A 12,425-nucleotide genomic window follows, 5' to 3' on the forward strand; every position below is an offset into this window, starting at 1 on the left:
GGGCGCCATGGAACGCGTGCTGGTCCTCAACGGACCCAACCTCGGCCGGCTCGGTGTGCGCGAGCCGGAGATCTACGGCTCGGCGTCGATGGCCGACCTCCAGGAGTCCGCGGTCGCGTGGGGGAGCGCGCTCGACCTCGCGGTCGACGTGCGCCAGACCGACGACGAGTCCGAGCTCGTCGGCTGGCTCCACGAGGCCGTCGACGCGCGCGCCCACGTCGTGCTCAACCCGGCTGCGTTCACCCACTACTCCTACGCCGTGCGCGACGCCGCAGCGCAGGTCACGACCTCCGGCCTCCTGCTCGTCGAGGTGCACCTGAGCAACCCCGCGGCGCGCGAGGCGTTCCGCAGCCACTCCGTCGTCGGTGCGATCGCCACGGGTACGATCGCCGGTTTCGGGTTCGACTCGTACCGCCTCGCGCTCGAGGCGCTCGCGGCCCGGCTGCGGGGCTGACGTGGCGTCGTCCGGTACGGACCGGCGACCTTGATCCCTCGCCATCAAGTCCCCATGCTTGATTCGTCTGTCTCAAGGGTCTAGCCTGGATCGTATGTTCGTCCTCACCGTCGACCAGCGCGGGAGCACGGGGCACCCGGACCGGGTGCCCGAGGTGCTCGCGCGCCTGGGCGAGCTCCTCGACGGCCGCCCCGGCGTCGTGATCCCGTTCGACCGGACCGTGGGCGACGAGGTGCAGGGCGTGCTCGACGACGCCGGCACCGTGGTCGAGGTCGTGCTGGACCTGCTGCGCGACGGCGGCTGGAGCGTCGGCGTCGGCACCGGGAGCGTCGACGAGCCCCTGCCCGCGGTCTCGCGCGAGGCGTCGGGAGAGGCGTTCGTGCGGGCGCGGGAGGCGGTCGAGCAGGCCAAGTCGCGCACGGCGACGGCGCCCGTCGCCGTCCGGGGCGAGCCGTCGGCGCGGGCGGCCGAGGTCGAGGCGCTCCTGCGCCTCCTCGCGGCGGTCGTGGAGCGGCGGACCGCGCCGGGGTGGGAGGCGGTCGACACGCTCGCGCGTGTGGGTGGTACCCAGAAGGATGTGGCCCGCGTGCTCGGGGTCTCCGAGCAGGCCGTGAGCCAGCGGCTGCGCGTCGCGCTGTGGCCCGAAGAGGCTGCGGTGCGGCCCGTGGTGGCGAGGCTGCTGGGCGAGCTCGGGGCGAGCCGACGGGGTGAGCCGTCGGAGGATCTGCGGGAGGGCGGGAGATGACGGACCCGGTGTCGGTCGTGCTGGTCGTGCTGGTGTGGGTCGTGGCGCTCGCGGCGAGCGTGCTCGGCGGAGGTGCCGTGACGCAGTGGGTGCTGCGCGCCGCGGCGCGCTCCGGCGACCCGGGCCGGGCGGGGCGCGCGAGGTCGCGGGCCGCCGCGGCGGACCCGGCCGCCGTCCCCGTCCCCCCGCCGCCGCCTCCGGCGACCGGGCCCATCGGCACCGAGGCAGTCAAGGCGCTGCGCGGCGGCACGTGGATCGGGATCCTCGAACGGTTCGCCATCACCGGCTGCCTCCTCGCCGGGGAGCCCGGCGGGATCGCCTTCGTCGTGGCGATCAAGGGCCTCGGGCGCTACCCGGAGCTGCGCGAGCACCCCGTCGCGTCCGAGCGGTTCGTCATCGGCACCCTCGCCTCGATGTGCTGGGCGGCGACCGTGGGCGTCGTCGCGAACGCGGTCCTCGTCGCGCTCCGGTAGGATCGTCAAGGCCCATTTCCGCATCCCGTCCTCGAGGACCCTGTCGTGCCGTCCCGGCACGCGGTTCCGCGTGGGGCGGAGACCGCAGACCCTCCGACAGGAAGACGAACGTGGCGACCACCAACGACATCAAGAACGGCACCGTGCTGCGACTCGACGGCCAGCTGTGGACCGTGATCGAGTTCCAGCACGTCAAGCCCGGCAAGGGTGGCGCGTTCGTCCGCACCAAGATCAAGAACGTCATGACGGGCAAGACGATCGACAAGACGTTCAACGCCGGCCTCAAGATCGAGACGGCCAACGTCGACCGCCGCGACTTCCAGTACCTGTACCAGGACGGTGCCGACTACGTGTTCATGGACACCTCGACGTACGACCAGATCACGATCTCGGCCGAGATCGTGGGCGACGCCAAGGACTACATGCTCGAGAACCAGAACGTGCTCGTCGCGTCCAACGACGGTCAGCCGCTCTACATCGAGCTCCCCGCCTCGGTGGTCCTCGAGATCACGTACACCGAGCCCGGCCTCCAGGGCGACCGCTCCACGGGCGGCACCAAGCCGGCGACGCTCGAGACGGGCGCACAGATCCAGGTCCCGCTCTTCCTCGAGCAGGGCACCAAGGTCAAGGTCGACACGCGCGACGGCTCGTACCTCGGCCGCGTGAACGACTGACCAGGCGCCCCGAGAGCCGCTGAGAGCAACGAGAGACAGCCGATCACCATGGCCGCACGCACCAAGGCGCGCAAGCGCGCGCTCGACGTCCTCTTCGAGGCGGAGCAGCGTCAGGTGGACCCGACGACCCTCCTCGCGGAGCGCGTCGCCGACCCCGGAACCGCGCAGACCGCCCTGCCGCAGTACGCGGTCGACATCGTCGAGGGCGTGCTCGCGCACCGCGACCGCATCGACGAGCTGATCGAGACGTACTCCCACGGGTGGACGCTCGAGCGGATGCCCGCGGTCGACCGGGCCCTGCTGCGCATCGGCGGCTGGGAGATCCTCTTCAACGACGACGTGCCCGACGTCGTCGCGATCGACGAGGCCGTCGACCTCGCGCGCTCGCTCTCGACCGACGACTCGCCGTCGTTCGTCAACGGGCTGCTCGCGCGGATCGTCGAGATGAAGCCGACGATCACCGCCTGAGCACCCCTGCGGCCCGCCGGGCCGCCACCATCCCGTCGCGGCGTCGGTCACCGAGTGTGACCGACGCCGCGTCTCGTCGGGCGGGACGAGCACCCGGCCTGGGATGGGCGGCGGTAGGGTGGGTGACCGTCAGACATCCTTTAAGGCCCGTCCCGTGAGGCGGGGAAGGAGGTCGCCGGACATGAGCTCTGGCGCTGCTGTGCCCACACCCGATTCACCGACCCCCGAGGCAGGGACCGTCGTCCTGACGGCCGCCGACATCTCCCGCGCGCTGACGCGCATCGCCCACGAGATCGTGGAGCGCAACAAGGGGGCCCACGACCTCGTCCTCCTCGGCATCCCGACGCGCGGGGTCCCGCTCGCGACGCGGCTCGCCGAGCGCCTCGCCGTGATCGAGGGGACGCCCGCCGACGACGACCCCGACCCCGCCGCGATCGTCGGCGAGCTCGACGTCACGATGTACCGCGACGACCTGCACCGCCACCCGACGCGCACGATCGGCGCGACGCGCCTGCCCGCGTCGGGCATCGACGGCAAGGTCGTGGTCCTCGTCGACGACGTCCTGTACTCCGGTCGCACGATCCGGGCCGCGCTCGACGCGATCAGCGACCTGGGCCGCCCGCGTGCCGTGCAGCTCGCCGCGCTCGTCGACCGCGGCCACCGCGAGCTGCCGATCCGCCCCGACTTCGTCGGGAAGAACCTGCCGACGTCGACGTCCGAGCGCGTCAGCGTGCGCCTCGCCGAGGTCGACGGCGCGCCCGCGGACGGGTCCTCCGCGGACGCGGTCGTGATCCGGTCCGCCACCACCGGGACGGAGGCCCTCGCATGAGGCACCTGCTGTCCACCCAGGACCTCGCGCGCGCCGACGCGGTGCGCATTCTCGACACGGCCGCGCAGATGGCCGCGACGCAGGCGCGAGAGATCAAGAAGCTCCCGACGCTGCGCGGCCGCACGGTCGTCAACCTCTTCTACGAGGACTCGACGCGCACCCGCATCTCGTTCGAGACGGCGGCCAAGCGACTGTCGGCCGACGTCATCAACTTCTCGGCCAAGGGCTCGAGCGTGTCCAAGGGCGAGTCGCTCAAGGACACGGCGCTGACCCTCCAGGCGATGGGCGCGGACGCGGTCGTCGTGCGGCACCAGGCGTCCGGCGCCCCGCACCTGCTCGCCCACGCGGGCTGGCTCGACGCCGCGGTCCTCAACGCCGGCGACGGCACGCACCAGCACCCGACGCAGGCGCTGCTCGACGCGTACACGCTGCGCCGCCACCTGTCCGGGACGGGCCTCACCGCTCCCGGCGCGAGCGGCCCGGACGACGCCGCCGCGCGCGGCGCGGGCCTCGACGGGCGTCACGTGGCGATCGTCGGGGACGTGCTGCACTCGCGCGTCGCGCGCTCCAACGTGCACCTGCTGCACACGCTCGGCGCGCACGTGACGCTCGTCGCCCCGCCGACGCTCCTGCCGGTCGGCGTCCAGACGTGGCCGTGCGAGGTCTCCTACGACCTCGACGCGACTCTCGCCGGCGACACCGCGCACGGCGGCCCGGACGCCGTGATGATGCTGCGCGTGCAGCGCGAGCGCATGAGCGGCTCGGGCGCCGGCGGGGGAGCGTTCTTCCCGAACCCCCTCGAGTACAGCCGCAAGTACGGGCTGGACGCGCGGCGGCTGGGCCTCCTGGCCGAGCACGCGATCGTCATGCACCCCGGGCCGATGAACCGCGGGCTCGAGATCTCCGCGCAGGCGGCGGACTCGCCGCGCGCCGTCATCGTCGAGCAGGTCGCGAACGGCGTCGCCGTGCGCATGGCCGTGCTCTACCTCCTCCTCGCGGGCAGCGACGAGACCGACGCCGCCCCGGCGACGGCCGTCCCGCTCTCGCCCGCCCAGCCTCCCGCCGTCGAAAGGGTCCCCGCCTCGTGAGCAGCGCCGCAACCACCACGTACGTCCTGCGCGGCGCGCGCCCGCTCGGCGGCGACCCCGTCGACCTCGTGCTCTCGGGCGGCGTGATCGCCGAGATCGCGCCGGTCGGCGCCGCGCGGGCCGGGTCCGCGGACGACGCGACGGTCGTCGTCGACGCGACCGGGCTCGTCGCCCTGCCCGGCCTGGTCGACCTGCACACGCACCTGCGCGAGCCGGGCCGCGAGGACGCCGAGACGATCGAGTCCGGCACGCGCGCCGCCGCGGCGGGCGGGTTCACCGCCGTCCACGCGATGGCGAACACGACGCCCGTCGCGGACACGGCCGGCGTCGTCGAGCAGGTGTGGCGCCTCGGTCGCGACGCCGGCTGGGTCGACGTGCACCCGGTCGGGGCGGTCTCCGTCGGGCTCGCGGGCCAGCAGCTCGCCGAGCTCGGGGCCATGGCCGACTCGGCGGCGCGCGTGCGCGTGTTCTCCGACGACGGCAAGTGCGTCGACGACCCGATCCTCATGCGCCGTGCCCTGGAGTACGTCAAGGCGTTCGACGGCGTCGTCGCCCAGCACGCGCAGGAGCCGCGCCTAACCGAGGGCGCCCAGATGAACGAGGGCGTCGTCTCGGCCGAGCTCGGCCTCGCGGGCTGGCCCGCGGTCGCCGAGGAGGCGATCATCGCGCGCGACGTGCTCCTCGCGGAGCACGTCGGCTCGCGCCTGCACGTGTGCCACCTGTCCACCGCGGGCTCGGTCGAGATCGTGCGCTGGGCCAAGGGCCGCGGCATCGACGTGACGGCCGAGGTCACGCCCCACCACCTCGTCCTCACCGACGACCTCGCGCGCGGCTACGACCCCACGTTCAAGGTCAACCCGCCGCTGCGCACCGCCGCGGACGTCGAGGCCGTGCGCGAGGGGCTCGCGGACGGCACGATCGACATCGTCGCGACCGACCACGCGCCGCACGCCCGCGAGGACAAGGACTGCGAGTGGGCGGCGGCCGCGTTCGGCATGACCGGCCTGGAGACGGCGCTGAGTGTCGTCCAGCAGACCATGGTCGACACCGGCCGCCTCACGTGGGCCGACGTCGCGCGCGTGCTCTCGAACGCGCCCGCGCGGATCGGCCGCATCGACACCGGCGAGCGCGCCCAGGGCCGCCCGCTCGAGGTCGGTGAGCCCGCGAACGTCACGCTCGTCGACCCGGCCGCGCGCCGCGTCGTCGACGGCGCCGGGCAGGTCACGGCGAGCACCAACACGCCGTTCCAGGGCCGCGAGCTGCCCGGTGCCGTCGTCGCGACGTTCCTGCGCGGGCGGGCCACGGTGCTCGACGGCGCACCCGTCCCGGCGGGCGCCGACGCGCAGGGGGTGGGGGCGTGAACCTGCCCCAGCCCGTCGCGGTCGGCATCTGGGTCGTCCTCGGCGTCGTCCTCCTGACGCTCGTCCTCGTCGGCCGCCGCCGCCTCGTGCGCCGCTCGGCCGGCGTCGTCCCGACGCCCCCGGCGGTGCCCGCCGAGACCGCGCGGGGCGCCGTCGTGCTCGGGCCGCTCGACGCGCTCTACGTGTCCAGCACGCTCGCGGGCGACTGGCTGGCCCGCGTCGGGGCCCACGGGCTCGGCGACCGGTCCCAGGCCCAGGTCACCGTGCACGACGGCGGCCTGCTCGTCGAGCGCAGCGGCGCCCCGGACCTGTGGGTGCCCGCCGCCGCGGTCGGGGGCGTGGCCCTCACGCCCGGGATGGCCGGCAAGTTCGTCGGCAAGGAGGCCATCGTCGTCGTGACGTGGACCGTGCCCGGGGAGCCGGTCCCTGCCGACGCGCCCGATGCTCCGGCGAACCCCGAGGTCCGGCTCGACACCGGCCTCCTGCCCCGCCACGACCACGACGTCGCGCGCCTCCTGGAGGCCGTCCGCGGTCTCGCCGGACGCGCCGACGCCGACCACGACGCACCCGCCGACGACGGCGCGCACGAGCGACGACCGGAGGCGCCGAGCGGCGCCGCCCCCGCAGACCCCGTAGACCCGGCGCCGGCGCGCGAGAGCGCCGCCCCCGGCACCGACGAGAACGACGAGGAAGCACCGTGACCGCCCCAGTGAACACAGCGACCACCCTGACCTCAGCTACCGCACCGCCCGCCGACCGGGCCCTGATCGTCCTCGAGGACGGGACCGTGCAGACCGGCCGCGCGTACGGCGCGCGCGGCACCACGGTCGGCGAGATCGTCTTCAACACTGGCATGACCGGCTACCAGGAGACGCTCACGGACCCCTCCTACCACCGCCAGATCGTCGTCATGACCGCGCCCCACATCGGGAACACCGGCGTCAACGACGAGGACCCCGAGTCCGGCAAGATCTGGGTCGCCGGGTACGTCGTGCGCGACGCCGCGCGGCGCGCGTCCAGCTGGCGTGCGCAGCGCACCCTCGACGAGGAGCTCGCGGCGCAGGGCGTCGTCGGCATCTGCGACGTCGACACGCGCGCCCTGACGCGCCACCTGCGCGAGCTCGGCGTCATGCGCGCGGGCATCTTCTCCGGCGACGCGCTCGTGCGCGACGGCTACCCGCGCACCGTCGAGGACCTCGTCGCCGAGGTCAAGGCGGCGCCCTCGATGGCCGGCGCCGACCTCGCGCGCGAGGTGAGCACGGACACGGCGTACGTCGTCGAGCCCTTCGAGGGCACGACGCCCGACGGCGAGCCCGTCGCGACCGTCGTCGCCGTCGACCTCGGCATCAAGTCCATGACGCCGCAGCGCCTCGCGCAGCGTGGGGTGCGCGTGCACGTGGTGCCTGCCGCCTCGACGATCGAGGACGTCATGGCGTACGCGCCCGACGGCGTGTTCTTCTCCAACGGCCCCGGCGACCCGGGCGCCGCGACGCACGAGGTCGATCTGCTCCGCGGCGTCCTGGACCGCGGCACCCCGTTCTTCGGGATCTGCTTCGGCAACCAGATCCTCGGCCGCGCCCTCGGGTACGGCACGTACAAGCTCGCGTACGGCCACCGCGGCATCAACCAGCCCGTCATGGACCGCCGCACCGGCAAGGTCGAGGTCACCGCGCACAACCACGGGTTCGCCGTGGACGCACCGCTGGATGGCGAGTCCGTGGCCCCGCACGACGGCGGCCGCTACGGGCGCGTCGTCGTGTCCCACGTCGGGCTCAACGACCAGGTGGTCGAGGGGCTCGAGTGCCTCGACCTGCCCGCCTTCTCCGTCCAGTACCACCCCGAGGCCGCGGCCGGCCCCCACGACGCCGCGTACCTCTTCGACCGCTTCGTCGAGCTCATGGCGTCCCGTCGCGCCGAGAGCTCCGCAGCCGCCGACCAGAACACCAAGGAGAGCTGACCGTGCCTCGCAGAACCGACATCTCCAGCGTCCTGGTCATCGGGTCCGGCCCGATCGTCATCGGCCAGGCGTGCGAGTTCGACTACTCCGGCACCCAGGCGTGCCGCGTGCTCAAGGAGGAGGGCCTGCGGGTCGTCCTCGTGAACTCGAACCCGGCCACGATCATGACCGACCCCGAGTTCGCCGACGCGACCTACGTCGAGCCCATCACGACCGAGGTGCTCACCTCGATCATCGCCAAGGAGCGCCCCGACGCGCTGCTGCCCACCCTGGGCGGGCAGACCGCGCTCAACGCGGCGATCGCGCTCGACGAGGCGGGCGTCCTCGCCGAGTACGGGGTCGAGCTCATCGGCGCGAACATCGAGGCGATCCAGAAGGGCGAGGACCGCCAGCAGTTCAAGGACGTCGTCGAGAAGTGCGGCGGCGAGTCGGCGCGCTCGGTCATCGTGCACACGGTCGACGAGGCGATCGCGGCCGCGGGCGACCTCGGCTACCCGATGGTCGTGCGCCCGTCGTTCACGATGGGCGGCCTCGGCTCGGGCTTCGCGTACGACGAGGAGGAGCTGCGCCGCATCGTCGGGCAGGGCCTGCACTACTCCCCGGTGACGGAGGTGCTCCTCGAGGAGTCGATCCTCGGGTGGAAGGAGTACGAGCTCGAGCTCATGCGCGACAAGCACGACAACGTCGTGGTCGTGTGCTCCATCGAGAACGTCGACCCCGTCGGCGTGCACACCGGAGACTCGATCACGGTCGCGCCGTCGCTCACGCTCACGGACCGCGAGTACCAGAAGCTGCGCGACATCGGCATCGCCGTCATCCGCGAGGTCGGCGTCGACACGGGCGGCTGCAACATCCAGTTCGCCGTCGACCCGGACACGGGCCGCATCATCGTCATCGAGATGAACCCGCGCGTCTCGCGCTCGTCCGCGCTCGCGTCCAAGGCGACCGGGTTCCCCATCGCGAAGATCGCGGCGAAGCTCGCCGTCGGCTACACGCTCGACGAGATCCCCAACGACATCACGCAGGTCACCCCGGCCTCGTTCGAGCCGACGCTCGACTACGTCGTCGTCAAGGTGCCGCGCTTCGCGTTCGAGAAGTTCCCGGCCGCCGACCCGACGCTCACGACGACCATGAAGTCCGTCGGCGAGGCCATGGCGCTCGGGCGCAACTTCACCGAGGCGCTCGGCAAGGCGCTGCGCTCGATCGACAAGGGCGGGTCGGTGTTCCACTGGGACGGCGAGCCCGTCTCGGGCGCGGACCTCGACGAGCTCCTCGTGCGCATCGCGCGCCCCACGGAGAACCGCATCATCGGTGTCCAGCAGGCGCTGCGCGCCGGAGCGAGCATCGAGCAGGTCTTCGAGGCCACGAAGATCGACCCGTGGTACCTCGACCAGATCCAGCTGGTGAACGAGGTCGCGGCGGCCGTCGCCGACGCGCCCGCGCTCACGGAGGACGTGCTGCGCGAGGCCAAGAAGCACGGTCTGTCCGACGCGCAGGTCGCCCGCCTGCGCGGCATGGGGCCCGCCGGCGAGGCCACGGTGCGCGAGGTGCGGTACGCCCTCGGCGTGCGCCCCGTCTACAAGACGGTCGACACGTGCGCGGCCGAGTTCGCGGCCCGCACGCCGTACCACTACTCGTCGTACGACCTCGAGACCGAGGTCGCCCCGCGCGAGCGCGAGGCCGTGATCATCCTCGGCTCGGGCCCCAACCGCATCGGCCAGGGCATCGAGTTCGACTACTCGTGCGTGCACGCGGCCCTCACGCTGCGCGAGCGCTACGAGACGGTCATGGTCAACTGCAACCCGGAGACGGTCTCGACGGACTACGACACGTCCGACCGCCTGTACTTCGAGCCGCTCACGTTCGAGGACGTGCTCGAGGTCTACCAGGCCGAGCTCGCGGCGGGGCCCGTCAAGGGCATCATCGTCCAGCTCGGCGGCCAGACGCCGCTGGCCCTGGCGCAGCGCCTCGCGGACGCGGGCCTGCCGATCCTCGGTACGAGCCCCGAGGCGATCGACGCCGCGGAGGACCGCGGCGAGTTCGGCCGCGTCCTCGTCGAGGCGGGCCTGCCCGCCCCGGCGTTCGGCACGGCGCGCTCGCTCGAGGAGGCGAAGGACGTCGCGGCCGGCATCGGCTACCCGGTCCTCGTGCGCCCGTCCTACGTGCTCGGCGGGCGCGGCATGGAGATCGTGTACTCGGCCGAGCAGCTCACGGGCTACGTCGAGCGCGCCCTCGCGGCGGCCGCGGCGGAGGACCGCACGGCCGGGACGCTGCCCGCTCCGCTCCTCATCGACCGCTTCCTCGACGACGCGATGGAGATCGACGTCGACGCGCTCTACGACGGCACCGAGCTGTTCCTCGGCGGCGTGATGGAGCACATCGAGGAGGCCGGCATCCACTCCGGCGACTCGGCGTGCGTCCTGCCGCCTGTGTCGCTGTCCGAGCAGGAGATCGAGCGCATCCGCCGCTCGACCGAGGCCATCGCGAAGGGCGTCGGCGTGCGCGGCCTGCTCAACGTGCAGTACGCGCTCGTCTCCGACGTGCTCTACGTCCTGGAGGCCAACCCGCGCGCGTCGCGCACCGTGCCGTTCGTCTCCAAGGCGACGGGCACGTCGCTCGCGAAGGCCGCGGCGCGCGTCATGGCGGGCGAGTCGATCGCCGAGCTGCGCGCGGCGGGTGTCCTGCCCGCCGACGGCGACGGCGGCACGCTCCCGCTCGACGCGCCGATCGCGGTCAAGGAGGCGGTCCTGCCGTTCAAGCGCTTCCGCACCGCGGACGGCGTGGTCGTGGACACGGTGCTCGGCCCGGAGATGCGCTCCACGGGCGAGGTCATGGGCTTCGACCTCGACTTCCCGCACGCGTTCGCGAAGTCGCAGGCCGCCGCGTTCGGGGGGCTGCCGACGTCGGGCCGGGTGTTTGTCTCGGTCGCCGACCGCGACAAGCGCTCGATCGTCTTCCCGGTCAAGCGCCTCGCGGAGCTCGGGTTCGAGATCCTCGCCACGGACGGCACGTCGAGCGTGCTGCGCCGCAACGGCATCGCGTCGCGCGTGGTGCGCAAGTTCTCCGCGGGCCGCGGCGACGACGGCGAGCCGACGATCGTCGACCTCATCACGGCCGGCGAGGTGGACATGGTCATCAACACCCCGTCCGGGCAGGGCGCGCGCGCCGACGGCTACGAGATCCGGGCCGCCACGACGGCGGCGGACAAGCCGATCGCGACGACGGTCGACCAGCTCGCCGCGGCGGTGCAGGGCATCGAGGCGGTCCTGGCCGGACCGTTCGCGGTGGCCAGCCTCCAGGAGCACATGGCGGGCGAGGGCCTGACGGCCGGCGTCACGCTGCCCGCGGCCCCCGGGGAGCGGGTGGGCGCATGAGCGCGGGCTTCGGCGCGCGGCTCGCTGCCGCGACGGACGACCACGGGCCGCTGTGCGTGGGCATCGACCCGCACCCGGGCCTGCTCGCGGACTGGGGCCTGACCGACGACGCCGCGGGGCTGCGCGAGTTCGGCCTGCGGGTCGTCGAGGCGGTCGGCGGGCGCGTGGCCGCGGTGAAGCCGCAGTCGGCGTTCTTCGAGCGGCACGGGTCGCGCGGCGTCGCGGCGCTCGAGGAGGTCCTCGCCGCGGCCCGTGCGGCGAGCACGCTCGCGATCATGGACGCCAAGCGCGGCGACATCGGCTCGACCATGGCGGCGTATGCCGACGCGTACCTGCGCGACGGCTCCCCACTGGCGGCGGACGCGCTGACGGTCTCGCCGTACCTCGGCTTCGGGTCGCTCCGGCCCGCGGTGGAGGCCGCGCTGGAGACCGGGCGCGGCCTGTTCGTGCTGTGCCTGACGTCGAACCCGGAGGGGGCCGAGGTGCAGCACGCGCGCCGCGGCGCCGGAGCGGGCGTGGAGTCGGTCGCGGCGCACGTCGCACGCGAGGCCGCGCGGGTCAACGCGCCGGTCGTCGAGTCGGGCGACACGCTCGGTCCGGTCGGTCTCGTGGTCGGCGCGACGATCGCGGACGCGGCGGCCCGCACCGGCACGGACCTCGCGGCGGTGCAGGGCCCGCTCCTGGCCCCCGGCGTGGGGGCGCAGGGCGCGGGCGCGGCCGAGCTCGCGGCCGTGTTCGGGGACGCGCGACGCCAGGTACTCGCGTCCTCCTCGCGCGGCGTCCTGCGCGCCGGCCCGGACGTCGACGCCCTGCGCGCGGCGGCCCGGGCGGCCACGGACGAGGCGGCGCAGGCTCTGCGCGGCTGAGCACCACCGACCCGGCGCGGCGGGGGCGGCCCCCGCGGGGGCGGGGGCCGCGGGGGCGAACGCGCCCGGCCCGGCCGGGGGGGCGGGGGCCGCTGGCCCGGGGCCGCCGACCGGGGTGGGCGGGTAGGGCGCGTAC

The 12,425-nt window shown here is 73.9% G+C and carries 12 protein-coding genes; all 12 read left to right on the forward strand.

The window, feature by feature from the left end:
- The first annotated feature begins 7 nt into the window (after nucleotides 1-7).
- The 12 genes from ACFC2L_RS07190 to pyrF all read left to right on the forward strand — a co-directional run bounded on the left by ACFC2L_RS07190 (nucleotide 8) and on the right by pyrF (nucleotide 12,289).
- Entirely contained in the window at nucleotides 8-454 is a 447-nt protein-coding gene (locus ACFC2L_RS07190; protein ID WP_375823591.1) for a type II 3-dehydroquinate dehydratase, read from the forward strand.
- A 94-nt stretch (nucleotides 455-548) separates the two neighbouring features.
- Nucleotides 549-1,199, forward strand: a complete 651-nt coding sequence (locus tag ACFC2L_RS07195; protein ID WP_375823592.1) for a hypothetical protein — start codon at nucleotides 549-551, stop codon at nucleotides 1,197-1,199.
- Nucleotides 1,196-1,672, forward strand: coding sequence for a hypothetical protein (locus ACFC2L_RS07200; RefSeq protein WP_375823593.1), 477 nt, complete (start codon nucleotides 1,196-1,198; stop codon nucleotides 1,670-1,672). The genes ACFC2L_RS07195 and ACFC2L_RS07200 overlap by 4 nt, the downstream gene beginning before the upstream one ends.
- A 110-nt stretch (nucleotides 1,673-1,782) precedes the next feature.
- Complete coding sequence (efp, locus tag ACFC2L_RS07205; RefSeq protein ID WP_205204232.1) at nucleotides 1,783-2,346, forward strand: elongation factor P; 564 nt, start codon at nucleotides 1,783-1,785, stop codon at nucleotides 2,344-2,346.
- A gap of 48 nt (nucleotides 2,347-2,394) precedes the next feature.
- On the forward strand, nucleotides 2,395-2,814 hold the full coding sequence (gene nusB / locus ACFC2L_RS07210) for a transcription antitermination factor NusB (protein ID WP_087472016.1): 420 nt from the start codon (nucleotides 2,395-2,397) through the stop codon (nucleotides 2,812-2,814).
- A gap of 181 nt (nucleotides 2,815-2,995) precedes the next feature.
- On the forward strand, nucleotides 2,996-3,643 hold the full coding sequence (gene pyrR / locus ACFC2L_RS07215; RefSeq protein WP_375823594.1) for a bifunctional pyr operon transcriptional regulator/uracil phosphoribosyltransferase PyrR: 648 nt from the start codon (nucleotides 2,996-2,998) through the stop codon (nucleotides 3,641-3,643).
- The gene (locus ACFC2L_RS07220) at nucleotides 3,640-4,731 is read left to right on the forward strand and encodes an aspartate carbamoyltransferase catalytic subunit (RefSeq protein WP_375823595.1); all 1,092 of its coding nucleotides are present in this window, start codon (nucleotides 3,640-3,642) and stop codon (nucleotides 4,729-4,731) included. Before pyrR ends, ACFC2L_RS07220 begins: the two co-directional genes overlap by 4 nt.
- Nucleotides 4,728-6,092, forward strand: coding sequence for a dihydroorotase (locus ACFC2L_RS07225; RefSeq protein ID WP_375823596.1), 1,365 nt, complete (start codon nucleotides 4,728-4,730; stop codon nucleotides 6,090-6,092). The genes ACFC2L_RS07220 and ACFC2L_RS07225 overlap by 4 nt, the downstream gene beginning before the upstream one ends.
- Nucleotides 6,089-6,793: a hypothetical protein gene (locus ACFC2L_RS07230; protein ID WP_375823597.1), complete on the forward strand. Its 705-nt coding sequence runs from the start codon at nucleotides 6,089-6,091 to the stop codon at nucleotides 6,791-6,793. The genes ACFC2L_RS07225 and ACFC2L_RS07230 overlap by 4 nt, the downstream gene beginning before the upstream one ends.
- Nucleotides 6,790-8,049 carry a glutamine-hydrolyzing carbamoyl-phosphate synthase small subunit gene (gene carA / locus ACFC2L_RS07235; RefSeq protein ID WP_375823598.1) on the forward strand — a complete coding sequence of 420 codons (1,260 nt, stop codon included), beginning with the start codon at nucleotides 6,790-6,792 and terminating at the stop codon, nucleotides 8,047-8,049. The genes ACFC2L_RS07230 and carA overlap by 4 nt, the downstream gene beginning before the upstream one ends.
- 2 nt (nucleotides 8,050-8,051) lie before the next feature.
- Complete coding sequence (gene carB, locus ACFC2L_RS07240; RefSeq protein WP_375823599.1) at nucleotides 8,052-11,423, forward strand: carbamoyl-phosphate synthase large subunit; 3,372 nt, start codon at nucleotides 8,052-8,054, stop codon at nucleotides 11,421-11,423.
- Nucleotides 11,420-12,289 carry an orotidine-5'-phosphate decarboxylase gene (gene pyrF, locus ACFC2L_RS07245; protein WP_375823600.1) on the forward strand — a complete coding sequence of 290 codons (870 nt, stop codon included), beginning with the start codon at nucleotides 11,420-11,422 and terminating at the stop codon, nucleotides 12,287-12,289. The genes carB and pyrF overlap by 4 nt, the downstream gene beginning before the upstream one ends.
- Nucleotides 12,290-12,425 lie beyond the last annotated feature (136 nt).

The organism is Cellulosimicrobium sp. NPDC055967 (assembly GCF_042269845.1).
In the GTDB taxonomy this organism is placed as follows: domain Bacteria; phylum Actinomycetota; class Actinomycetes; order Actinomycetales; family Cellulomonadaceae; genus Cellulosimicrobium.